Raw genomic sequence first — 21,114 nt, forward strand, 5'->3', positions numbered from 1 at the left:
ATTGTACCATGAATTGTTCAGTTTTTCACTGAATTTTTGAGCGTTATTCAGCGCCGCTAACGCTTGCAGTTCAAGGAAGTTCAGTATTTTAGCGTTTGTGGGAACCGCCCCGTTTTAGGGGGTATTAGTAACACAAAAGCAACACAGTTTTTCCCTTGAAAATTAACTTTCAATCCCAAAGGCTAACGGCTACAATATCCGTTTTCTTCAGGGGGTCCCGGCAAGCTGGGCAAACCATATCTTTCCCGCTCCTGATCCGGTGCATGGTGGCCCCACAATCACACCGCTGAAGGATTGGAACCCGGACAGGGGCCTTCACAGTGACCGCCAGACGGCTTTCCAGCTTGCCACAGGCCCCGCATTGGTACATAGCCCTTTCAACGCTCACAGGGGCTTCAGGATGGGCTACAAGGGCCGCTTGTGCCTTGGGGCCATAGATACCCGCCAGAATGCTTTCCCGCTCCATATCGGCTTCCACAGGGGACATGAAGCCCACACCGGAAAGAAGTTCTTCTTCATGGCCGCATTTTGAGCATCTATACACATACCCTTTCCCCATACTGGTTCACCCCCTTTGAATTTCAGTATAGCATACCTGACCAAAAGAAGAAACCCCGGATCGGCTATGATCCGGGGCCGCTGTCTGTATCAGCCATTTTCAAAGATAGGCCGCAAAAATTGGTACAACTTCTGTTCAATCAGTTTGGGCGCTTGCTGTTCCAATTCTTGTGTGGAAATCGTCAGCATATAACGGCCCTTCACCCAATTCTTCTTCAGCACCATCCCGCCTTCAGCATCGGGATCATAAACAAAGCGGTCATTCTCCCAATATCCGGGGATGAAGCGCCCCGGCTCTTGCCGGTGGCCGTACTCCACATAGGAAGCATACTGAAGGTTATTCAGCACAACCACCGTGTAATGGGTTCCCCGGTGGCCCACGGGCATCACAGCCCACGCATCCCGCAAGGTGCCATATACAACAGGTGTCCGCTTCACAACCTTGTTCAGCAACCGCCCCGCAAGGTCATTAGCCATTTGGCGGCAAAAGCTATCCAAATCAGCTTTATCCAACTGCCCAAGGCGCTTTTCCAAATTCTTCAGTTCTTTGAAGTCGCATTTTCCCCAACGCGCCATTCTGGAACCCCCTCTTTCTCCAAAAGCATATTCAAATAGTCAATGCCTTTCCGGTGCCGCCTATATAGGGTTTCTACTTCATAATTCATCAGGGGTGGTATATCCATCCAAGGCATTTTCTTTGTAGCGTTGTCCAAAAGTCCATAGCGCAACTGTAAAACAAGCTGAACTTCTCCATCCGGTATCTTCTTTACAAGGGCCAAAATCTTTTCACGCTGGGCGGTTAAGCAGTCAATGAAAGTCTGAACTTCATCTTGATAGGCTCTTATGGAAGCCTTGGTAGAAGGTAGCAAGTTCAAGTGAACCAGAGGAATAGGGTGATCCATACAAAACCGCAAACGCTTTATAAGCTGGTTGGATTTTGTCACCTGATCCAGTATGATTTCGGCTTTTGTTGGCTCTACCATCTGATTACCGCCCTTCCATAGTAGACAACAGCCCTTCCAGTTCCACCAGCTTCTTTTCATATTCGTCTGTTTTAATGGCCGCAAGAGCGGCATTACAGGCATAAAGAAGGGTGTTGGCTCTCTTGGGATCAATTTCATTGTTCAGGGCCATATTTGCAACCCTTGAAATGGCCCGGCGTATATCTGCCGGGGTAGATAGCTTTAGCGTTTTGCGCCGGGGCATGGTGTTTCACTCCCTTCTTACTGGTCAATCACATTGAAGAAGATCACGGCATCTTCAACGGGGTTTGGGTATTGGTCATAAAGGCCAATCAGGGCATTGGTGGCGGCTTCTGTGCTGTCATGCCATGTAACCACATAACGGCATCCAGAAGCCTTCCTGCCGCCCCACAGGTGGCCGAAAGCCTTGTATTTACCCTTATCCGGTTCATAGGTCACAAAACCCACTGTAAACCGTTCCGCCTTGGCTTGTGCGGCCTTTTTAGCTTTAATGATTAGTCGGTCTATCCGTTCCATGAAAACCTCCCACAAGTCAAATACGGGGCGCATAGGCCACGCCCACACACCCCGCATCAGATATTAGCCCTCGGTCACAGCCTGATAGTAGATAGCTGCTTTCTTGTTATCCAGCACAAAGGCATCATAGCAAACACGGCCTTCCACCAGATCACCGGAAATTCCGGGCGGGTCTTGATGGATTCTGTAATCCTCCAACTTGGTAGGGGCCACAGTTGCCACAGGATGGGCAATCATAAAGCCGAATTTGTCAGGAAGGCGGTTGGCGGGAACCTTGATGATCTGCGCCCCGTCAAGCTGGGCGATCACGCCCCGAAGCCGCATATTTTCCGCCACATCGGTTTCCAAGAAAATATCCTTAGACTGCTTCATCAGAAGGTAAGTATCAGGTGTTACCACGATGATCCGCCCGGTTTCGGGCACCTCGGCATTATCAAGGGTGGTATTTGCCTTGAAAATCTCACCACAGATGTTTTCAGCGGTCAGGGCAATGGCGGCGGGTTTGTTACCGGCACCGGCACACATCACGCCATAAGTGTAAGTGTCCACCTCCGGGATCACCACTTCCCGAAGCTGACGGGCCAAAGCACTTGCCGCCTGAAGCTGACTGGCTGTTTCGTCCGTGTCCAGCTTGTCAATGGCAAAGGTGAAGGAACGATCCTTCTTCAGGGTCATTTCCTCGGTGGTGGCATCCAGACCGGCCACGGGGCCAAATCTGCTCCAATTTGTGGCGGTGTTTGCGCCGGGGCGGTCATAGTCGTTCATGGCCGAAGTGCTGACCTTATAAACCTTGATGGAATGCGCCCCAGTCCAATCAAAGTCATTGTTGGTCAACAGGGATTTGCGGGATTCCGTGGTAAACTTTTCATCCACCAGCGGAAGGAATGTAGTAACTAAATTGATTGTAGCCATTTATGGCACTTCCTTTCTTATTCGGGAAGCCCCATAGCCTTTCTAAGCGAACTGTCACCGGTGTTCTTTGCATGGGACAGACTTTCAGCCGGTTTAGCCCCGCTGATCTTGATAGGTCGGGCTTCCGCTTTGTGTTTGTCCATAACCGTTTTCACGATGGACAGGGCCTTTTCCAGTGCTTCAGGGCTGGACACATTCAGAGCGTCCACCAGCTCCACCGGAAGGCCGTTTTCGGTCAACTTCTCTTTTGCGGTCAACAGCAATTCACGCTGGGCAAGTTGCTGTTCCCTTTCAGCAAGGGCGGCTTCCCCCTTTGCCTTCTCTTTGGCAAGGCGTTCACCAACAATGCGGTTCACATCGTCCTGACTGAAGGTTTTTGCCCCGGCTCCATCCGGGTTCTGGTTGTTCATGGTCTTGGTTTCATCCATCTTTCATACCTCCGTTTAACGCCCGAAGTAGGCTAAATATAGAAAAAGCGTGGGAACCGTCCCAAAAAGAACGATTCCCACGCCGTTTTCTCACAGCTTCCACCCGGTAGGGGGTGGGGTACTATATTAGAATTATACCATATATGGGGGTGTAGGTCAAGGAAAACCGCCTATTTCGTGTGCTTTTCGCTTTTCGTAGGTGTGAAATACAGGTGGTTATAGGGGGGTGTACCTGCGCTTTTCTTGACCTTATGACGGGGCAAAAGTGACTTCATAAGGGTTTCAAGCCGGGTTATTTTCGCTTCCTCGTCCGGGGTATAGCTGACATTGATTTGTATCGACATCAGCGATAACCCCCAGCATGAAGGGAAGCCACATAGGAAAGAATCTGGTGCAAGATTTCAGAATCATCAATCACCTGAACCAATGCGGAAATGGCCTTCTTCACATCATCGGTTGACTGCTCCGAAGATTTGTTCATACGATGGGCGGCTTTCTTCACATCGGCAAAATACCGGGTTCGGAAATCCTTCATCCGATCCTTGGGAATACCAAGGGAAATCATATCTTCCTTTGTCATGATTATTCCCCCTTTGCCTTCTGCCCCTGATGGAAGCCAATCTTGAACGCCCAAGAAATCATCCTGAACACATCCCCATGGGCTTCACAGTACAGGGTTTCCAGATCACTTGCCCGAAGTTCGTACTTCTCAGGAACCTTGGTGGCCTTGGCCGTGTCGATCAGATTTTTCATTATGTAATTCCGTCCTTTCTTGATTGCCGGGCGGATCATGTGTTATACTATCCACAAGCCGCCCTTTGGGTGGTTGGTTTGGCTCCCTTGTGTCAGAGTTTGCAGACGGTGACACAAGGGGGCTTTTCTTATTGCTGGGGCTTGTCCAAATCATCCAGCCACATTTCCACTTCTTCAATGGTCATGGGGCCGGGAGCGGCAAGGGCGTTGGTGCTGGGGTCTACCAACAAATAGCCGCCTTTGCCATCCTTGCGGATCATAAGATCAAGGGCCTTGGCTCTGGTTTTCAGTTGATTAAGTGTCATTTTGATGCAGTCCTTTCTTTGAAATCTTCAAAATTCGGTAGTTTTTAGCTTGTGCGAAACAATGGGGACATCTGGGGCCTTCATAATGACCTTTATCGTTTCCGTGAATATGGATTTGCTGACAATAAGGGCAAACGATATAAACATGAAATGAATCAATCGCTATCGGGTATATGTTCCAATATCCATCTGAATCCATAAAGGAACGATGATCCACAGCATGGGTTTTCCGCTTTTTATTGGCCGGTAGCAATTCCAACTGATCCAAGGGTAACAACAGCTTTACCGGGTCTTGACCTTTACCCCATTTCTTTGCATACTGCCTAAATTCACTTATCGTCAATGGGTATCCTCTCCTTTCGGCCTGTCCGTCTGTCCTTCTCAAAGTAGTATTTTATATACTTTTTTCCTATCAAAAAACTTTTTAGAAAAATATTTTCCCTATATACAAGGTTGTAAAATGGGATTTCAGAAGGACAGGCAGACAGTTATTTTTTTCCGAAACATGGGCATCCGTTTACCCTCTATGCGTTTGATATAGCTCTCATATCCATAGCGGGTTTTAATAATCCGGGTGAAATCCTTTTGATCCTTTGCCCTTTCTCCGCTGGCGTTACAATAGATTTCATACGCTTTATAAAGCCCTTCCGGGCCGCTTATCGGCTCCCGCTCCAAAATGCCGACATCATCAAGGCTTTCCACCCACGCAACAACGGAATCATTTTCCGACACAAAAGCGGCCATCTGCTGTTTGCTTTTCCGGGTTTCAATAAATCCTTTGTTTTGGGTCAGGCTCTTATAACCAGAAATGGCCCGGTTTAGAAGTGCGCTCATAGCTTCATCAGTAGAAAGATCATCGTCAATGGCGGGGTTATAATCGGGATCCGTCCGCTTGTAAACCCGTTCAAACTTCAAAATCACAAGCCGCCGTTCGATACCTTCAAAGTCTGCTGAAAAGTCCGGGAACAGGTTCATACCAAAAATCATTTTCCCGGTGAAAACATAATCAAACGATTCCCGGTATTTTTGTTCCACATGAACGGCATCGCCACCCACAAGGGCCTTAAACAGACCGGAAGCAAACAATTTCGTTTTCTTAATATCCGGTACAATGTTCAGTGTTTTGTTCACAAGGCCAGCCAATCCGAACCGATTCCCCAAATCTTCCAATTCCACGGAAGAAACATTTTCTTCCCCGCAGAACCGGCGAACCATCGTAGAAAGCGTACTTTTAGCCGAAGATGGAAGCCCCACCCAAAAGAAGCACTTCTGATACCGTGTGTGGTTCATCATAAGATAACCCATGATCTGGTCGAATAGTTCAATCTGTTCTGAACTTTTGCTAAACGCATTTTCAAGGGCTTTGTCAAGCACAGGGCAAACCGCTGAAGGGTCATAGTCTGCATGAAACTGTCGGAAGCTGATAATATCAGGGTTGTGGGGGTGAAGCGTTATTGTACCATCATCCGCAATTTCCAACATGCCATTTCTCACATTGATCATGGGGCTTTCTTCCGCTTGGTCAATGTAAGCGGCTCCCTTGATTTGTTCGGCCACTTCTTGCCGAAAGCGGATTTTGGCGAAAGGATAGTGCTTGCTGATATATGCGTTGATTTGATCCTTGCCGAATGGCTTATATACCCCATTTTGATAGGCATAAAGATTGCCATTCAGATAAATCAAATGGTGCTGTTCCAGAAGTTCATTGGCAACAGCCACAGGGGACAGGTTCTTTTCTTCCTTCTGGTTAATGATGTTCCGCAACTTCTCCAAGGTTTCTTCCCGAAGAATGGTATCAATTTCACTACAACGAAGGCCGGTTTCCAGCACAAAATCATTGATAGCCTGAATTGTGCTTTGAATTTGTTCAATGGTGTAACCTTTCCAAGCCAAAGCGAACGCATATTCAGAAAAACCATTGTTCCGGGCATCCGATAGGGTTGTAAAATCAAATGGCCGGTTTTTAGACTTCTGCAAAGGCCACAATTCAACCGGCAATTCATCAATGGCTTCATTCAGCATATCACCAGCGGCCCACTTTCGGAGAACGCCCCCCACTTTGAATGGGATGTGTTCTTTGGATTGCCCACCGCCCAATTTGACTTCAACTTTAATTCCCAATGCAGAATACCAGTTGATTTTATTGGCTTCATGTGGGTAATTTTGTGGAACTCTGAAATAAAAGTGTTTTCCATGTTCCGTGATCATCAAATTATAGCGAATTCCTTTGGAATCCAGCCAAGCCAATACAGCTTCACTTCTGGGCTTCCCTTTAATGGGTTCGTCAAGTTCGCTGGTATCGTGGTCGAAATCGTCAATGTCCAGCTTCAGGAATCCCGGCTTCAGACGGGCGCACAAATCGCCGTTGTAACCTCTGATTTTTTCATCCGGGCCGACATATTCCCGGTAACCCTCACCCTCTGAAGGGTGCTTGTTATTGGCTCTACAAATGCCGTCAATCACTGATTATCACCTTCTTTTTTTTTTTTTGCATCATTGGCCTCCTATCATTCTTCAAGAATCTGTTCCACAGGCACATTCAGGGCCTTGGCGATCTTGCCAATGGTGGCGGGGCGTAAATTCCGCCCGGTTATGGCATTGTTCAGCGTGGGCCGGGGAAGATTGGCGGCAACCGCCAAATCCCTTGAGTCCATACAGACATTAGCCATTGCCAATTTCAGTTTCTTTTTGTTTACCTTCAATTTGATTCATCCTTTCTAAAAATCTGTTGACAGGTTGTTTTCGACCTGCTATAATCATATCAGGTTGAAACAAACCTGTCAATACCGAAAAAGATTTTTTTCAATCTGTTATTTTCTCTATTCTTGTGCTATACTGGTTTCATTGGAGGTGATACCGGCATGACGGTAGGTGAAAATATCAGGAAATTGCGAAAAGAAAGGGGGCTAACACAAAAACAGCTTGGGGAACTATGCGGTATAAATGAAGCAAATATTCGTAAATATGAAGCGGATAAGCAAAACGCAAAAATTGAAACCATAGAAAAAATAGCAAAGGCTTTAGGGGTTCCCATTGTCAAAATCAAGGAAGATTTGACTTGGGCAGAACACCAGAATACAGAGGAATTTAGGCAGTTGGAGCAGTCCACATATTTATTTGAAGGTATTGTGGTGGCCCTTGAAGAAATCTATGGTGATGTGGAAGAAAAATCCGTCATAGGGGAAAATGGACTGGAACGCCCTTATTGGGTTGTTGGAAAAGCCCCCAATAGCTTCATTCTGTATGAAGATGATATAGAAGCCCTTGTAGAATCCACCAAGGCTTCTATTCCGGCTTTGGTGGAACGGTTGAAGGATACCCGGCCAGAAACTGAAATTATCCAAGAAATCACAGAAGAACTTAACAAGTAAAAAAATAACCGCCCTCCCTGCGCCAACAGGAAAGGCGGTTAAAGATACCATACTGGGACAGGCCCAATAATAGCACCTCTGCAAAAGCTATTATAGCACCTGCCCTTGGTTCAATGCAACCATTTTCACGAAAGGACAGGTGTTTACTATGAGAGCGCCCAACGGCTTTGGAACTGTGGCCCGGTTATCCGGGAACCGGCGTAGGCCCTTCATCATCAAGAAAGTAACCGGGTGGAATGACAAAGGCCATCCAATCTATGAGATCATCGGATATGCCGCCACACGGGAAGAAGGTTTGATGATCCTATCAGAATACAACCGTGATCCATGGGATGTTGACCGGGCCAAGATCACACTTCAACAGCTATTCGACTTATGGAAAGAGAAAAAGGCCCCAAAGCTGGGAGCCAGTAACCGGGCATCAATGACTTCTGCTTACAAATACTGCGCCCCGCTTGGAAGTAAGCCCTACAAACAAATTCGATCCTATCAAATGCAAGAAACCATTGATACTTGTGGAAAATCCTATTCCACCCAAGCGGCAATCAAGAACCTTTGGGGCCATCTTGACCGGTTCGCTTTGGAAATGGATATAATCAACCGGTGCTTTTCTGATCTTCTCACTTCTGATCCAATTCCACCAACACAAAAGCAACCGTTCACAGATGATGAGGTCAACACAGTTTGGAAACACCAGAATGAACCGTGGGTTGATTCCGTCCTTGTATTTCTATATTCCGGGTGGCGAATCAGTGAACTTCTATCCATGAAGAAATCTGATGTTGACCTTCAGGCCGGGACGATGAAGGGCGGAACCAAAACCAAGGCCGGTAAAGATAGGGTGGTTCCCATCCATTCCAAGATCAGGCCGTTGATTGAACGGCGCATGAATGAGCCGGGAAGTTATCTTTTCAGCTACAACGGGAAACAGTGTTCCCAAAGTCAATACCGCTTGTTCTGGGCTGACTTCATGAAGGCTTGGGGAATGGATCATACGCCCCACGAATGCCGCCATACATTCAGAACCCGCCTTGACCGGGCCGGGGCAAACCAAAAATGCTGTGATCTTCTCATGGGTCATGTGTCCAAAGACACAGGAAACCGGGTCTATAATCATAAGACTTTGGACGAACTGAAAGCCGCCGTGGAACTGGTGGAATAGGGGTTCAAAAGGTTGAACAAACCATGTTCAAAGAACCCTGAACAGTAGCGCATTAGTAACAGGCAACCCCGGAAGCCCTGATATTATGGGCTTTTCCGGGGTTGTTGTCTTTATTGTACCACAGCCGCCCTCCGACGGTTCTTATTTTTCCCTTAAAAATGCGTAAACGCAAGGAAAGGGCCGGTCTGAGACCGGCCCTTTGCACTTTTAATTTTGCCAGTTGGCCGGGTAGACGAAATAGAGGAACCTGGCCTTGTCCCGCACCGAAAACTGGATGGAGGTGTCCTTGGGGATATACAGCACCTCGCCCGGCCCGGCGGAGACGGTCTGTCCGTCCACCAGGATGTCCAGCCGCCCCTCGATGACGTAGTCCATCTCGTCGTAGGTCAGGGTCCAGGGGAAAGTGGTCCGCTCCATGACCATCAGCCCGCAGCCCAGCCGGGGGGCCTCCTCCAGGGTGAACAGGTCCCGGGTCCACACCCGGTCGGCCGGGTTCCCGGTGTCCATGCGGTGCTCCGCGGCCACATCCAGCCGGGGCACCTCCACTTTCTTCACCCGCGGCCCGTTTCCGCCCAGCTTTTCCAGCAGCACCCGCCGCACCAGCTCCTCGATGGCAGCTCGGTCCCGTTCAGCCATGGTCTGCCTCCTTTCGGGTCAGCAGCATAGCCGCAGCTACGGCGGTGACGCCGCCCACCAGCTTGCCCACGATCATGGGAAAGATCATGGCGGCGTCGAATCCGGCGGTAAAGCCCAGATGGTCCCCGAATACGAAGGCGGCGGAGACGGCGAAGGCCACGTTGATGATCTTGCCCCGCCGGTCCATGTCGCCCATCATCTGGAACATGGGGATGTTGTTGGCCAGAGTGGCCACCAGCCCGGCGGCGGCGATGTCGTTCATGCCCAGCAGATGGCCCAGCCTCATCAGGGGCTTCCGGAACACCTTGGTGATGACGAAGACCAGCGGGAAGGCGCCCGCCAGCACGATGGCGATGCCGCCCACGGTGGCATAGCCCTCCTCGATGGGGTTCATGCCGGGGATGAGGGTGATGCCGGTGAGGGCCTCTACGATGGCGGCGGCCAGGCCCACGGTGATGACGATGATGACGAACCTGCCAAAGACCTGGAAGCCCTTCACCATTCCGTTGGGAATAAAGGCCAGGCCCAACGCGATGAGGACGGCGATGAGGACGATGGGGATCAGGTTTTTCAACACCATCATCAGGGGGAAGCCCGCCGCGAGGCCGCCCACCAGGCCGCCGATGGGGATGGTGATGACCCCGGCCAGCACGCCCCTTGCCAAGAACTCTTGGTCCTCCGGCCGGATGATGCCCAGGGCCACGGGGATGGTGAATACCACCGTGGGCCCCAGCATGGAGCCCACGATCAGGCCGCCGAACTGGCCCGCCTCGGGGGTGAGGGCAAGCTCCTTGGCCAGGGGCGCGCCCCCCATGTCGTTGGCCAGGATGGTCCCGGCGAACATGGCCGGGTCGGCCCCCAGGAAGGAGTAGAGGGGCACCACCACCGGCCGCAGGAGCCCGGCCAGCACCGGCGCCAGACAGATGATGCCGATCATGGACAGGGCCAGCGACCCCATGGCGATGATGCCCTCTTCAAATTTTTCCCCCAGGCCGAAGCGGTTGCCGATGATCCGGTCCACCGCTCCCAGGGCCATGAAGAGGACCATGATATAGACGATAATTTCATTGACGGACAAAGGATTGCCCCCTTTGGATTTGGTTTTTGGGCGGGCCCAACCCGCCCGGCGCCGGCGGGCGGCCGCTACCGCTCCACGTGGTCCACGATCCCCACGATGGCGGCGTCCACGGGCACATGGGCTCCGGCGGCCACCCGGGCCCCGCCGCCGGATACCACCAGCACCTGGTCGCCGGGCCCGGCCCCGGCCTGATCGGCGCACACCAGGGGCGGACCCTGGTGCCCCTCCGGAGCCACCAGCAGGAAAGCCTGCCCGGTGAGGCTCTGGAGCTTTTTGGTGCACCACACATTACCAATGACGGTCCCTAATAACACAGACGCCCATCTCCCGCAGCTCCCGTTCCAGAGCCACAAATTTCTGAAAGACCCCCATGGGGGCCGTCTTCTTGTACTGCTTGTACTCCAGTCCGGACTCCAGGACCCGGACCTTCCGGCCGGAGAGAAGGGCCTCCAGCACCTGTTTTTCCTCCCGCTCCAGGGCCAGGCCCAGGGCGAGTATGCCCATCTGCTCCACGGGCAGCCGGGTGATGACCAGCTCACTGCCCCGCTCCTCCACCGTCATTTCACGATCATCCCCCGGTCGCCCTTTCGGAACCCGCAGGCGTTGGCCTCGTCATAGTCCAGGTGGACCACGGTGGTAAACTTGTCGCTGACCCGGACCTCGGTGTCCCCGAAGACCAGCGGCCGGGCGGTGAAGGTGCGGAAGCTGACGTTCTGCTTGTCGGCCACGCCGAACAGGGCGGCGTCCGCCGGGGTCATGTGGATGTGACGCTTGGCCACGATGAGCCCCCGCTGGAGCCGCAGCTCCCGGTCCCCGCGGCGCACGGTGATGCCGGGGGTGTCCCGGATGTCGCCGGAGATGCGCACCGGGGGCGCCACCCCCAGGGCCACCGCGTCGGTGAGGGACAGCTCCACCTGGCTCTCGCCCCGCTCGGGGCCCAGGATGACCACGTTCTGGAAGCTCCCCTTGGGGCCCGTCAGGGTCACCCGCTCGGCGCAGGCGAACTGTCCGGGCTGGCTCAGGTCCTTGACCCGGTTGAGCCGGTAGCCCACGCCGAACAGCGCGTCCACATCCGCCCGGGACAGATGGACATGACGGCCCGAGGCCTCGATTTCGATGGTGACCCGGCGGACGATCTCCTCCGCCAGCCGCTCCATGCCCACGGTATTGACGCTGTGCATCTGTTCACCCGCTCTCTCTGGGATACTTTCCCGCCTTTAATTTGATCATCATGATCCACATCAGGGAGGACAGCCGGTTGAGCCCCAGCAGGATATCCTCCCGGGTCACCGCCCCGTTCTCGTCCCGGAAGGCCTTATAGGCCGCCAGCTCGGTCTGCCGCACCACGGTGCGCAGCTTGTTCACCGCCAGGATGGCGGCTCCGTCGGTCCAGTGCACCAGGAAGTGGGGCTGGCCGAAGTATTTTTCCGGGTAGTGGGACTGCTCCCGCAGCTCCTCCGGCCCCAGGGAGCACACTCGCACCTCCCCCACCGGCTCGGAGAGCACATCGAAGCGGATGAAGCGCCGGACGAAGCCCAGCACCTCCTCCAGCTCTCCGCACAGGGTCCGGTATCCCTCCTGGGCGGCGGCCTGCTGGGCCAGAGTGATCTCGGCCTCCAGCAGGTCGATGTACCCCCGGAACGCGATGCGGGGGTGGTCCTTGAAGACCAGCACGTTGCCCCGGAGGTGGGTCATATGCTCCGGCTTGTGGTCCAGGGCGGCTCCGAACAGGGTCTGATACCGGGCCCGATCCCCCGCGGGAGCAGAGGTCTCGCCCTCCGCCGCCCGCCCCTGGGGATAGACCACCTCCACCCGGTGCTCCCGGAGCCAGCTCCGGGCGGAGGGGGTCAGCACGTCGTCCCGGGAGACCACCACGGGGCCCCGGGTCCCGCCGTTGGACATCTGCCGGACGACCTCTTCCGTCAGCAGGGCCATGGCTTACCCCTGATTGTACTCGCCGCTGCGGTGGGGCAGGATGCCGTCCACCTCGGCGTGGGGCCGGGGGATGACGTGTACGGAGATGAGCTCGCCCACCTTCTCGGCGGCGGCGGCTCCGGCGTCGGTGGCGGCCTTGACGGCCCCCACGTCGCCCCGGACCATGACGGTGACCAGGCCGCCGCCCACCTGCTCCTTGCCTACCAACTGGACGTTGGCGGCCTTGACCATGGCGTCGGCGGCCTCGATGGCCCCCACCAGTCCTCTCGTCTCCACCATGCCCAGCGCGTTTGTGTTTGCCATTTTTGTACTCCTCCTCATATCGTTGTCCGCCCGCCGCTCCCCTTCTGCTTTTGGGGCGGGGGCCTCGGTCTTTTTGGTTCGGCCGGCGGCCGCAGCCGGGGCCTTGGCCTTTCTTTTGGGCTCCGGCGCGCCCGCGTTCATGCCCGACCCGGCGCCCTTATGCCCGCCGGGCGGCGCCGCCATGGCCGTGGGCATGTGGGGGATGCCCCCCACGGTCCCAGCCGGCTCGCCGTTGGCGGCGTAGACGGTGTGCTCCTTGTCGTCCTCCATCCCCTCCGGCTTTTCGGCCATCAGGGAGTTGGACAGGGCCTGCACCTCCTGCAGGAGGGCCTCATGGGGATTCAGCAGGACGCCGTCGGCGTTGACCTCGCTCATACGTTCAGCCTCCTCATGATCTGCCGGACCAGCTCATCCAGGGTGCCCGCATCCACCTGCCAGCCGCCCGGAGCGGTGTTCTCCCAGGGGGAAGAGGCGTTCCCGGCCCGGATGTCCTCCAGCTCCCGGACGCCCCAGGCCACCCGCTTGATGTTGATGAGGTCCAGGGGACCAATGTTGTTGGAGCTGGAGGAGCCGCCCACCGCGCCGCAGCCCAGGGTGAGGGCGGGGAACAGACAGGTGCTGGCCCCGATGCCGCCCAGGGCGGCGGGGGTGTTCACCAGCACCCGGCTGGCGGGGACGGCGGCGGCGAAGCGCTTGACCACGCTCTCGTCCTGGGCGTGGATGGAGAAGGTATGCCCCGCCCCCTCCCACTCCAGGATCTCCACGCAGCGGCGGAGGACGGATTCCTCGTCGGGCTCCACGTAGTAGGCCAGGATGAGGCCCAGCTTCTCGTTGGAGTAGGGGTAGCCCCGGCCCACGCCGGTCTCCCGGGCCACCAGGACCCGGGCGGAGGCGGGCACATGGGTGAGCCCGGCCAGCTTGGCCACGGTCTCCACGCTTTTGCCCACGATGGCGGGGTTCATGGTGCCGTTGGAGCGCAGGATGAACTGGGACAGGCGGGCGTGCTCCTCGTCGCTGAGGAGATAGGCCCCCTGGGTTTTCAGCTCGGCGGTGACGGCGCTCTCCATCTCCCGGGCCACGATGACGGACTGCTCGCTGGCGCAGATGGTGCCGTTGTCGAAGGTCTTGGAGTCCAGGATGCGCTTGACCGCCAAGCGCACGTCGGCGGTGCGGTGGATATAGGCCGGGCCGTTGCCAGCGCCCACGCCGATGGCTGGGGTTCCGGAGGAATAGGCCGCCTTGACCATGGCCCCGCCGCCGGTGGCCAGGATGAGCCGGGTGTTGTCGTGGCGCATCAGCTCGTTGGTGGCCTCCAGGGTGGGGGTGGAGATGCACCCCACGGCCCCGGCGGGGGCTCCGGCGGCCTCCGCCGCCCTGCGCACCACGTTCACCGTCTCCAGAATGCAGTTCACAGCGCTGGGATGGGGGGAAAAGACGATGGGGTTGCCCGCTTTCATGCAGATCATGGTCTTGTAGATGACGGTGGAGGTGGGGTTGGTGGAGGGCACCAGCCCGGCCACCACGCCCGTGGGCACGCCGATGTCGATGGTCTTTTTCACATGGTCCCGGGCCAGGATGCCGTGGGTCTTCTCGTCCTTGATGGCGTCATAGAGGGTGAGGGCGGCAAAGCGGTTTTTGAGCTCCTTGTCCGCCTTGATGCCGAAGCCGGTCTCCTCCACCGCCATGTCGGCCAGCCTTCGGGCCTGTTCGGCGGCGGCGGCGGAGACGGCCGCTGTTATTTTGTCTAATTGCTCCTGTGTCATACCTGCCAGGATGCGCTGGGCCTCCCGGGCTTGCTTCAGCAGGTCCCGGACCTCCTGGATGGAGCGCAGATCCTTGTCCAAATGCTCCGTCTCCTTTCTCATACTTCGCGGGGCCGGGCCGCCACCGCTTTGACCGCCTCGGCAAACGCCTCGCAGGCGGCCTTGCAGGCGCTTTGGGTCCCGGTGAGGAGCCCGCCGCCGAAGTTGGTCTCGCTGGGTGGCTCGAAGAGGGCCACAAGCTCCACGTCGGCGGCCTTCATGGCCTCGTCCAGGCCCACCACCGCCTCCAGGGGCGGGGCGATGAGGTAGGCCAGGGCCTCCCCCTCCCGCACACCGGAGGTCTTGGACAGGTAGGTGCCCGTGCGGGACACGGTGTGGGCGAAGTAGACGATGGAATCGTCCTCGTTGGCGGAGCGGAAGCCCACGCCGCTGTCCATGAATTCCACCGCCGCCCGCAGGCCGGAGCTGACCTCCGCCGGGTTGGGTCCGGCCAGGATGCCGATGACCTCGCCGGCCAGCTTGGTGTTGGCGTTGGCCGCCCCGGCGTAGAGGCTCCGGCCGTAGACCACCTCCACGGCGGCGGCCTTGGTGGCCTCGTCCAGGGCGCAGTAGGTGACGTCGTCGCTGTCGGCGGTGAGGATGCCGATGGAGCGGTAGCGCTCCGGCAGCTCCAGCTTCCTGGCCAGGGTCTCGGACACGTTAGCGATGGTGTGGGTGGCCAGCACATTGCATTTCAAGAGATCTCCCGTCATGCGCCCCTCCCCCTTTCCATCTGCGCCAGCGCCACGCCGGAGGCTTTTTTCTCCAGCATGGTGTGGATGAGTTCGGCGATGTGGGCCCCGGCCTCCACGGCGGTGGTGCCCTGCCGGTGGATGTTGGAGATGACCGTCCGCTGGGACTCGGGCACTCCGATGCGCGCGGCGTAGGTGAGATAGGCGGACATGCTCTCGGCGGTGACCAGGCCCGGCCGCTCGCCCACCAGCATGCAGACCACCTGGGCGCCGGTGAGCTCCCCGATGTGGTCGGAGGCTCCCACCCGGCAGTATTTGACGAAGAGGGCGGGTCCGGGGTCGATGCCGAAGGTCTTCAGGCCCGCCCGGATGGCCTCCAGGCAGTCGGCGGCGTTGGCCTCGATGGCGGCGGAGGACAGCCCGTCCCCCACCACCAGAGCCACCTTGGGGTTCTGGCCCAGGGTCTTTTGGATGACGTCCTGGTTGGCCTCGTCGAACCGGCGGCCCTTGTCGGGCCGGGTCAGGTATTCGTCCTTGTCCTTGCACAGGGTCTGGACGAAGACGTAGCGGTTGCGCTGGACGAAGTCCTCGTCCACCAGGGAGAACACCGAGTCCTGGGCGGCGGCGTGGTCGGCCCGCATGCGCAGCATGGTCTCGGTTTTGTACCGGGCTCCGGCCCGGCCGAAGCCCAGCCGGGCGGGGGTCTTGGCCTTTAGGTCCAGGAAGGCGGGGCCGTTCTGGGGGTGCTCCACCAGATAGAGCTTCCGCAGGTCCACCTCGGTGATGTCGGGGAGGCTCTCCCCGGTCCCGGCGGCCGGAGCGTCCTCCAGGGGCTTGTAATCGGCGGCCTTGACCTGGGGCGTGGGGGCCTGACCCATCAGGTCGGCCACCATGCGCTCCACCAGGGCCCGCAGTTCTGTTTCATTCAACGTGTGAAACCTCCTTTACGCCAGTAAGATCGAGCCGTCTCCCGCCAGAGCGGTGAGGGCTCCGTTCTCCACAAAGCCCATCTGCTCCAGCCACTGCTGGAAGGGCTTGATGGCGGTGAGCCCGAACAGCTCCCGCAGGGCCGCCGTCTCGTGATACCCGGTGGTCTGGTAGTTGAGCATCACGTCGTCGCCGTGGGGGATGCCCATGAAGTAGTTGCACCCGGCGGTGGTCAGCAGGACGGCCAGGTCCTCGATGTCGGACTGGTCGGCCTTCATGTGGTTGGTGTAGCAGGCGTCGCACCCCATGGGGATGCCGGTGAGCTTGCCCATGAAGTGGTCCTCCAGGCCCGCCCGGATGACCTGCTTGGAGTTGTAAAGATACTCCGGCCCGATGAAGCCCACCACCGTGTTCACCAGGAAGGGCTGATACCGCTTGGCAAAGCCGTAGCACCGGGCCTCCATGGTCACCTGGTCCCAGTCGTTGTGGGCCTCGGAGGAGAGCTCGGAGCCCTGGCCGGTCTCAAAATACAGCACGTTGGGGCCAGTGGCGGTGCCCTCCCGGAGCGCCAGGTCCCGGGCCTCGGCGAGGGTCTCGGCGGTGAAGCCAAAGGCCTCGTTGCCCTTCTGCGATCCGGCGATGGACTGGAAGATGAGGTCGGCGGGGGCCCCCTTGCGGATGCACTCCATCTGGGTGGTGACGTGGGCCAGCACGCAGGTCTGGGTGGGGATGGCCCAGCGGGTCTTGATGTCGTGGAAGCGCTCCAGCACCCGGGTGACGCTCTCCACGCTGTCGTCCACCGGGTTCAGGCCCAGCACCGCGTCCCCGATGCCGAAGGAGAGGCCCTCGAGCAGGGAGGCCATGATACCGTCCGGGTCATCGGTGGGGTGGTTGGGCTGGAGCCGGGCGGACAGGGTGCCGGGCTCGCCGATGGTGGTGTTGCAGGTGGCGGTGACCCGGATCTTTTTGGCGGCGTAGATGAGGTCCAGGTTGCTCATCAGCTTGGCCACGGCGGCCACCATCTCGCTGGTGAGGCCCCGGGAGATGCGCCGGATGGCGGCCCCGTCGTGCTTTTCGTCCAGAATCCACTCCCGCAGCTCGGACACCGACCAGTTTTTGATCTCTCCGTAAATCTTTTCGTTCACGTCGTCCTGGATGATGCGGGTGACCTCGTCGGTCTCATAGGGGACGGCGGGGGAATTGCGCAGGTCGGCCAGGGTCAGGTTGGCCAGCACCACCTTGGCGGCCACCCGCTCCTCGGCGTTCTCGGCGGCGATGCCCGCCAGCCGGTCGCCCGACTTCTCCTCATTGGCCTTGGCCATGACCTCACGGACCGACTTGAAGTCATAGACGTGGCCCAGCAGCTTGGTTTTTAAGATCAATTGTGTCAGCTCCTCCAGTTTTTACTTCTTTTCAAAGGCTAAGGTCTTGACCACCACCGGCAGGACGGTCCCCCCGGCCACGGGGGCGCCGATGTCGATGTAATCTCCGTTGCTCACACCGACGCCGTCCAGGCACAGCAGGGGGCCCGGCAGCCGGGGGGCCAGGGCCTGGCCCAGCACCTTGGCCAGGTCGGCCTCCACCGCCACGACGGGAAAAAAGCCTTGGTCCAGAAGGGGTTCCAGCCCTTTTTGGATGTGCTCGGCCAGCTCCTGCACCCGGCGGTAGGGCGGGGAATTCTCCCCGGCAAAGGCCAGGGCCACCTGCGTGAGCCCCCCCTCGTCGGCGTACCAGCCCAGCTTGGAGCGGATGGCGGCAGCCAGATCCCCCCGCTCCTCCTCCGGCTCCAGCCGGAGAACCGGCAGGTTTTTCAGCGGGAACTCCACCTCGCGGTAGAAGATGGTGGAGCCGGACACCTCCATGGAGTGGGCCCCCGCTCCCACCACCGTGGCCCGGATGGTCTCCGCCCCCTGGATGGGGGCCACGCCCTTGGCCTGCAGAGCCTTACGGATGGTTTGCCCCAGCAGGGGCCCCATGTCGCCGTAGGCCAGCTCGTCCGCCGGAGGCGAAAACAGGCAGTCGGCCACGCCGCCGGAGAAGGAGAGCGCCGCGCCCCGGGCCCGCATGGGGGACACCCCGGCGGTGGTGTAGAATTCCAGCAGAGGTCCGGGGGGCTCCAGCCCCGCCGCCTGCAAAAGGGCGGCCGTCATCTCCTCCGCCACGGGGGCCAAAAGGGCCGAAGAGGCCTCCGCGCCCCGTACAACTCCGGGAAAACGCCCCTCCAGTTTGGGGGAAAGATAGGTGATTTTTCCTGTTTTTGGCTCGATTTTTACCAATCTTCCGCCGATATCGAGACACGAGGTTGCACACAGCCGTCCACGGTTGTACAGGGCCAGGTTGGAGGTGCCGCCACCGATGTCATAGTGTAATACCTGGGTATGATTCTCCTTTGAGTATTCATCCGCCCCGGCCCCTCGGGCGGCCAGGATGGACTCCAGGTCGGGGCCGGCGGTGGCCACCACGAAGTCCCCGGCAAATTCCGAGAGCGCGGCGAGGACCTCCCGGGCGTTCTCCTTCCGGGCGGTCTCGCCGGTGATGATGACCGCCCCGGTCTGGACCTGGTCCCTCTGGAGCCCCGCCCGGCGGTACTCCTCCGCCACGATGTCCCGGACGCCCCGGGCGTCGATGACCGTGTCGGACAGCAGGGGGGTAAAGTGGATGCCGCTGCGGTAGACGATCTCCTTGTCCGTGATGGCGATGCGGGGCACCGAGAAGGGGTTGGCCCGGTTCTCCAGGGTCAGGTCAGAGACCACCAGTTGAGTCGTACTTGTTCCTATATCAATACCCACGGATTTCAGCGTCTCCGTCATACCAGCGCCTCCATCATGGCCTCCACGTCGGTCGCAGCGACCGGCCTGGGGTTGCCGGGCAGGCACACATCGGACAGGGCGGCGGCGGACAGGGCGGGCAGGGCGGCCTTCAGCTCCGCCGGGGGCAGGTCCAGCCGGGCGGGGATACCCAGGCCGGTGCGCAGGCGGACCAGAGCGGCGGACAGAGCCCGTGGGTTGGCGGCCAGGCCGCACCGGCGGGCCAGGCGGGCGTATTTCTCCGCCGCCCGGGCGTCGGCGGCGTTGAAGGCGACGACCTGGGACAGCAGCAGAGCGTTGAGCCGGCCGTGGGCCACGTGAAAGCGGCCCCCCAGGGCGTGGGCCATGGAGTGGCAGACCCCCAGCCCGGCGGCGTTGAAGGCCCCCCCCGCCATACAGGAGGCGTAGAGCATCTCCGCCTTGGCCGCCCGGTCCCCCTGGTAAGCCCTGGGGAGGGCCCGCCAGGCCAGAGCGAAGGCCGACTCGGCCAAGGCGTCGGTGAAGGGATTGGCCCCCACGGCGGCGGCGGCCTCGGCGGCGTGGGTGAGCACGTCCATGCCGGTGTCGGCGGTCACCTTGGGGGGCACCCCGTCCAGGAAGGCGGGCTCCAAAATGGCCCCCTCCGGCAGAAGGCCGTCCTCCACCAGCGGGTATTTCACCCCCTGGTCGGTGTCGGTGAGGACCGCGAAGGAGGTGACCTCGCTGCCGGTGCCCGCGGTGGTGGGGATACAGTAGAGCGGCAGGTCCCGGTCGCCGGAAAACCAGCACATGGCCTTGGCGCAGTCCATGGGGGAGCCGCCGCCGAAGGCCACCACCGCCTCGGGCCGGAAGGTCCGCACGGCCCGCACCCCCTCCGCCACCAGGCGCAGGGAGGGGTCGGGCTCCACCCGGTCGAACACCGACACCTCGCCGGTGAGCCTGGCCTTCACCCGGTCCAGCAGGCCGGAGGAGGCCAGAAAAGCGTCGGTGACGATGAGCACCCGCTTCCCCGCCAGAGCCGACAGGGCCTCCAGCGGCTCTGGGCCAAAATAGAGCTTGGGCTTGATCCAAAAGGTTTCCATGGCATTCCCCTGCTTTTTCCTTGATGGGCTTAGTATGGCAGGGAAGGGAAAAAATATAGCCGGTGCGGAAAATTTTCCGCTCCGGCCATTTCCTCTAATAGACGATTCCGGTACTGTCCATCAGACTGCGCATCAGACGGGCCCCCACCCGGAGACCGGAACAAAAGCCCACCCGCTGGTGGTCGGCACCCAGAGCCCCGGCGGCCCGGCGGATGGGTTCGGCGGCCGGCTCCCCCAGGCCGGCCAGGCTGACCTCCAGGCGGCCATAGGCGCGGTCCAAAAGCTGTTTTTCCGTCTCGCTGCGAGACAGGGCCTCCGGGCCCGGCGCGCCCCCGCTCATCAGGTACTCCCCCAGGTACTTCAGCTCTGCGCGTTTTAACATGTCCTCATTGTAACCCACGGTTCTTCCCCCTTATAAAAATTTACAGTTTGTTCACATATTCCCTTTTTAGTGTATATTCATCTTCCAATCGTTAATATTATACATTAATCAGCGAACTGTGTCAACCGCTTTTTAACTTTAAAATTTATTTTTTCATTGATAAAGTTTATGAACGAAATATAATAGTTGATAAAAGGAGTGATGCCCCATGAGCATGGCCACGAAAGTGCGCATGCTGCTGGCCGCCAGAGACATCAGCATGACTGAGCTGGGAAAACGACTGGACCCGCCTACCACCATTCAAAATCTAAGTGGGAAAATGAAGCGGGACAATTTTTCCGAGAAAGAATTGATTGCCATCGCAAAGGCCTGCGACGCCGAATTCGAGGGCTCTTTCATCCTGAACGATTCCAAAAAAGTGATTTAACACCTCCGGAGCACTCGGAGGGGACGCGAGAGGCAAAAACCCCGCGGCCATTCGGAAGAACGGCCGCGGGGTTCCC

29 protein-coding genes are annotated in these 21,114 nt (G+C 58.2%); 3 read left to right on the forward strand and 26 right to left on the reverse strand.

From position 1 onward, the window contains the following. Window positions 1-648: 648 nt before the first annotated feature. The 12 genes from BN2154_RS13110 to BN2154_RS13155 all read right to left on the reverse strand — a co-directional run bounded on the left by BN2154_RS13110 (window position 649) and on the right by BN2154_RS13155 (window position 7,157). On the reverse strand, window positions 649-1,134 hold the full coding sequence (locus BN2154_RS13110) for an HK97 gp10 family phage protein (protein ID WP_050619202.1): 486 nt from the start codon (window positions 1,132-1,134) through the stop codon (window positions 649-651). Next, the gene (locus tag BN2154_RS13115; protein ID WP_050619203.1) at window positions 1,098-1,541 is read right to left on the reverse strand and encodes a hypothetical protein; all 444 of its coding nucleotides are present in this window, start codon (window positions 1,539-1,541) and stop codon (window positions 1,098-1,100) included. Before BN2154_RS13115 ends, BN2154_RS13110 begins: the two co-directional genes overlap by 37 nt. A 4-nt stretch (window positions 1,542-1,545) precedes the next feature. After that, window positions 1,546-1,764, reverse strand: coding sequence for a hypothetical protein (locus BN2154_RS13120; protein WP_050619204.1), 219 nt, complete (start codon window positions 1,762-1,764; stop codon window positions 1,546-1,548). Between the two features lie 17 nt (window positions 1,765-1,781). Further along, window positions 1,782-2,057 carry a hypothetical protein gene (locus BN2154_RS13125; RefSeq protein WP_050619205.1) on the reverse strand — a complete coding sequence of 92 codons (276 nt, stop codon included), beginning with the start codon at window positions 2,055-2,057 and terminating at the stop codon, window positions 1,782-1,784. Between the two features lie 63 nt (window positions 2,058-2,120). After that, entirely contained in the window at window positions 2,121-2,969 is an 849-nt protein-coding gene (locus BN2154_RS13130; protein ID WP_050619206.1) for a hypothetical protein, read from the reverse strand. A 17-nt stretch (window positions 2,970-2,986) separates the two neighbouring features. Then, the gene (locus BN2154_RS13135; RefSeq protein ID WP_050619207.1) at window positions 2,987-3,397 is read right to left on the reverse strand and encodes a capsid assembly scaffolding protein Gp46 family protein; all 411 of its coding nucleotides are present in this window, start codon (window positions 3,395-3,397) and stop codon (window positions 2,987-2,989) included. Between the two features lie 343 nt (window positions 3,398-3,740). Continuing rightward, window positions 3,741-3,977 (reverse strand): hypothetical protein, encoded by a 237-nt coding sequence (locus BN2154_RS13140; protein ID WP_050619208.1) that lies wholly within the window; start codon window positions 3,975-3,977, stop codon window positions 3,741-3,743. Between the two features lie 2 nt (window positions 3,978-3,979). Further along, the gene (locus BN2154_RS13145; RefSeq protein ID WP_154666703.1) at window positions 3,980-4,150 is read right to left on the reverse strand and encodes a hypothetical protein; all 171 of its coding nucleotides are present in this window, start codon (window positions 4,148-4,150) and stop codon (window positions 3,980-3,982) included. Between the two features lie 128 nt (window positions 4,151-4,278). Then, on the reverse strand, window positions 4,279-4,455 hold the full coding sequence (locus tag BN2154_RS15880) for a hypothetical protein (RefSeq protein ID WP_154666704.1): 177 nt from the start codon (window positions 4,453-4,455) through the stop codon (window positions 4,279-4,281). Then, entirely contained in the window at window positions 4,445-4,798 is a 354-nt protein-coding gene (locus tag BN2154_RS15885) for a hypothetical protein (RefSeq protein WP_154666705.1), read from the reverse strand. The genes BN2154_RS15880 and BN2154_RS15885 overlap by 11 nt, the downstream gene beginning before the upstream one ends. A gap of 125 nt (window positions 4,799-4,923) precedes the next feature. Then, window positions 4,924-6,918, reverse strand: a complete 1,995-nt coding sequence (locus tag BN2154_RS13150; protein ID WP_050619210.1) for a DNA primase family protein — start codon at window positions 6,916-6,918, stop codon at window positions 4,924-4,926. Window positions 6,919-6,962: 44 nt separating this feature from the next. Then, window positions 6,963-7,157 carry a helix-turn-helix domain-containing protein gene (locus tag BN2154_RS13155; protein ID WP_242853761.1) on the reverse strand — a complete coding sequence of 65 codons (195 nt, stop codon included), beginning with the start codon at window positions 7,155-7,157 and terminating at the stop codon, window positions 6,963-6,965. Between the two features lie 159 nt (window positions 7,158-7,316). Between BN2154_RS13155 and BN2154_RS13160 the strand changes: the two genes are divergently transcribed. Both BN2154_RS13160 and BN2154_RS13165 read left to right on the forward strand, forming a co-directional pair. Next, window positions 7,317-7,826, forward strand: a complete 510-nt coding sequence (locus BN2154_RS13160) for a helix-turn-helix domain-containing protein (protein ID WP_050619212.1) — start codon at window positions 7,317-7,319, stop codon at window positions 7,824-7,826. Window positions 7,827-7,974: 148 nt separating this feature from the next. Next, window positions 7,975-8,988 carry a tyrosine-type recombinase/integrase gene (locus tag BN2154_RS13165; protein ID WP_050619213.1) on the forward strand — a complete coding sequence of 338 codons (1,014 nt, stop codon included), beginning with the start codon at window positions 7,975-7,977 and terminating at the stop codon, window positions 8,986-8,988. Window positions 8,989-9,195: 207 nt separating this feature from the next. Here the strand turns inward: BN2154_RS13165 and BN2154_RS13170 are convergent, their stop codons facing one another. The 14 genes from BN2154_RS13170 to BN2154_RS13235 form a co-directional block, all read right to left on the reverse strand. Next, window positions 9,196-9,624: a cupin domain-containing protein gene (locus BN2154_RS13170; RefSeq protein ID WP_050619214.1), complete on the reverse strand. Its 429-nt coding sequence runs from the start codon at window positions 9,622-9,624 to the stop codon at window positions 9,196-9,198. After that, entirely contained in the window at window positions 9,617-10,702 is a 1,086-nt protein-coding gene (gene eutH, locus BN2154_RS13175) for an ethanolamine utilization protein EutH (protein ID WP_050619215.1), read from the reverse strand. The genes BN2154_RS13170 and eutH overlap by 8 nt, the downstream gene beginning before the upstream one ends. Window positions 10,703-10,767: 65 nt before the next feature. After that, window positions 10,768-11,016, reverse strand: coding sequence for a EutN/CcmL family microcompartment protein (locus tag BN2154_RS13180; protein ID WP_050619216.1), 249 nt, complete (start codon window positions 11,014-11,016; stop codon window positions 10,768-10,770). Next, window positions 10,991-11,263, reverse strand: a complete 273-nt coding sequence (locus BN2154_RS13185) for a hypothetical protein (protein ID WP_050619217.1) — start codon at window positions 11,261-11,263, stop codon at window positions 10,991-10,993. Before BN2154_RS13185 ends, BN2154_RS13180 begins: the two co-directional genes overlap by 26 nt. After that, window positions 11,260-11,883 carry a phosphate propanoyltransferase gene (gene pduL, locus BN2154_RS13190; protein WP_050619218.1) on the reverse strand — a complete coding sequence of 208 codons (624 nt, stop codon included), beginning with the start codon at window positions 11,881-11,883 and terminating at the stop codon, window positions 11,260-11,262. The genes BN2154_RS13185 and pduL overlap by 4 nt, the downstream gene beginning before the upstream one ends. Window positions 11,884-11,887: 4 nt before the next feature. Then, window positions 11,888-12,637: an ATP-binding protein gene (locus BN2154_RS13195; RefSeq protein ID WP_050619219.1), complete on the reverse strand. Its 750-nt coding sequence runs from the start codon at window positions 12,635-12,637 to the stop codon at window positions 11,888-11,890. A 3-nt stretch (window positions 12,638-12,640) separates the two neighbouring features. Next, window positions 12,641-12,940: an ethanolamine utilization microcompartment protein EutM gene (eutM, locus tag BN2154_RS13200; protein WP_050619643.1), complete on the reverse strand. Its 300-nt coding sequence runs from the start codon at window positions 12,938-12,940 to the stop codon at window positions 12,641-12,643. 371 nt (window positions 12,941-13,311) lie between these two features. Further along, on the reverse strand, window positions 13,312-14,805 hold the full coding sequence (locus BN2154_RS13205; protein ID WP_094762512.1) for an acetaldehyde dehydrogenase (acetylating): 1,494 nt from the start codon (window positions 14,803-14,805) through the stop codon (window positions 13,312-13,314). Continuing rightward, window positions 14,802-15,455, reverse strand: coding sequence for an ethanolamine utilization microcompartment protein EutL (gene eutL, locus BN2154_RS13210; RefSeq protein ID WP_050619221.1), 654 nt, complete (start codon window positions 15,453-15,455; stop codon window positions 14,802-14,804). Before eutL ends, BN2154_RS13205 begins: the two co-directional genes overlap by 4 nt. After that, the gene (gene eutC, locus BN2154_RS13215) at window positions 15,452-16,363 is read right to left on the reverse strand and encodes an ethanolamine ammonia-lyase subunit EutC (RefSeq protein ID WP_050619222.1); all 912 of its coding nucleotides are present in this window, start codon (window positions 16,361-16,363) and stop codon (window positions 15,452-15,454) included. The genes eutL and eutC overlap by 4 nt, the downstream gene beginning before the upstream one ends. A 15-nt stretch (window positions 16,364-16,378) precedes the next feature. Next, entirely contained in the window at window positions 16,379-17,743 is a 1,365-nt protein-coding gene (locus tag BN2154_RS13220) for an ethanolamine ammonia-lyase subunit EutB (protein ID WP_050619223.1), read from the reverse strand. Between the two features lie 21 nt (window positions 17,744-17,764). Next, a complete protein-coding gene (locus tag BN2154_RS13225) occupies window positions 17,765-19,171 on the reverse strand; it encodes an ethanolamine ammonia-lyase reactivating factor EutA (protein ID WP_050619224.1) in 1,407 nt (468 codons plus the stop codon). Continuing rightward, on the reverse strand, window positions 19,168-20,229 hold the full coding sequence (locus tag BN2154_RS13230; protein ID WP_050619225.1) for an iron-containing alcohol dehydrogenase: 1,062 nt from the start codon (window positions 20,227-20,229) through the stop codon (window positions 19,168-19,170). Before BN2154_RS13230 ends, BN2154_RS13225 begins: the two co-directional genes overlap by 4 nt. A 94-nt stretch (window positions 20,230-20,323) precedes the next feature. After that, complete coding sequence (locus BN2154_RS13235; RefSeq protein WP_195892355.1) at window positions 20,324-20,611, reverse strand: hypothetical protein; 288 nt, start codon at window positions 20,609-20,611, stop codon at window positions 20,324-20,326. A gap of 208 nt (window positions 20,612-20,819) precedes the next feature. On the opposite strand from BN2154_RS13235, the gene BN2154_RS13240 reads away from it, so the two are divergent. After that, window positions 20,820-21,038, forward strand: a complete 219-nt coding sequence (locus BN2154_RS13240) for a hypothetical protein (RefSeq protein ID WP_050619227.1) — start codon at window positions 20,820-20,822, stop codon at window positions 21,036-21,038. The last annotated feature ends 76 nt before the right edge of the window (window positions 21,039-21,114 follow it).

This window comes from Intestinimonas massiliensis (ex Afouda et al. 2020), from assembly GCF_001244995.1.
In the GTDB taxonomy this organism is placed as follows: Bacteria; Bacillota; Clostridia; order Oscillospirales; family Oscillospiraceae; genus Intestinimonas; species Intestinimonas massiliensis.

Coding starts and splice junctions, on each gene's coding strand:
- BN2154_RS13130 (WP_050619206.1), bottom strand. CDS start 2,969: ATGGCTACAATCAATTTAGTTACTACATTCCTTCCGCTGGTGGATGAA.
- BN2154_RS13140 (WP_050619208.1), bottom strand. CDS start 3,977: ATGACAAAGGAAGATATGATTTCCCTTGGTATTCCCAAGGATCGGATG.
- BN2154_RS13125 (WP_050619205.1), bottom strand. CDS start 2,057: ATGGAACGGATAGACCGACTAATCATTAAAGCTAAAAAGGCCGCACAA.
- BN2154_RS13110 (WP_050619202.1), bottom strand. CDS start 1,134: ATGGCGCGTTGGGGAAAATGCGACTTCAAAGAACTGAAGAATTTGGAA.
- eutM (WP_050619643.1), bottom strand. CDS start 12,940: ATGGCAAACACAAACGCGCTGGGCATGGTGGAGACGAGAGGACTGGTG.
- pduL (WP_050619218.1), bottom strand. CDS start 11,883: ATGCACAGCGTCAATACCGTGGGCATGGAGCGGCTGGCGGAGGAGATC.
- BN2154_RS13115 (WP_050619203.1), bottom strand. CDS start 1,541: ATGGTAGAGCCAACAAAAGCCGAAATCATACTGGATCAGGTGACAAAA.
- BN2154_RS13205 (WP_094762512.1), bottom strand. CDS start 14,805: ATGAGAAAGGAGACGGAGCATTTGGACAAGGATCTGCGCTCCATCCAG.
- BN2154_RS15880 (WP_154666704.1), bottom strand. CDS start 4,455: ATGACACTTAATCAACTGAAAACCAGAGCCAAGGCCCTTGATCTTATG.
- BN2154_RS13240 (WP_050619227.1), top strand. CDS start 20,820: ATGAGCATGGCCACGAAAGTGCGCATGCTGCTGGCCGCCAGAGACATC.
- BN2154_RS13170 (WP_050619214.1), bottom strand. CDS start 9,624: ATGGCTGAACGGGACCGAGCTGCCATCGAGGAGCTGGTGCGGCGGGTG.
- BN2154_RS13160 (WP_050619212.1), top strand. CDS start 7,317: ATGACGGTAGGTGAAAATATCAGGAAATTGCGAAAAGAAAGGGGGCTA.
- BN2154_RS13120 (WP_050619204.1), bottom strand. CDS start 1,764: ATGCCCCGGCGCAAAACGCTAAAGCTATCTACCCCGGCAGATATACGC.
- BN2154_RS13135 (WP_050619207.1), bottom strand. CDS start 3,397: ATGGATGAAACCAAGACCATGAACAACCAGAACCCGGATGGAGCCGGG.
- eutL (WP_050619221.1), bottom strand. CDS start 15,455: ATGACGGGAGATCTCTTGAAATGCAATGTGCTGGCCACCCACACCATC.
- BN2154_RS13225 (WP_050619224.1), bottom strand. CDS start 19,171: ATGACGGAGACGCTGAAATCCGTGGGTATTGATATAGGAACAAGTACG.
- BN2154_RS13235 (WP_195892355.1), bottom strand. CDS start 20,611: ATGTTAAAACGCGCAGAGCTGAAGTACCTGGGGGAGTACCTGATGAGC.
- BN2154_RS13165 (WP_050619213.1), top strand. CDS start 7,975: ATGAGAGCGCCCAACGGCTTTGGAACTGTGGCCCGGTTATCCGGGAAC.
- BN2154_RS13195 (WP_050619219.1), bottom strand. CDS start 12,637: ATGGCCCTGCTGACGGAAGAGGTCGTCCGGCAGATGTCCAACGGCGGG.
- BN2154_RS13145 (WP_154666703.1), bottom strand. CDS start 4,150: ATGAAAAATCTGATCGACACGGCCAAGGCCACCAAGGTTCCTGAGAAG.
- BN2154_RS13185 (WP_050619217.1), bottom strand. CDS start 11,263: ATGACGGTGGAGGAGCGGGGCAGTGAGCTGGTCATCACCCGGCTGCCC.
- BN2154_RS13230 (WP_050619225.1), bottom strand. CDS start 20,229: ATGGAAACCTTTTGGATCAAGCCCAAGCTCTATTTTGGCCCAGAGCCG.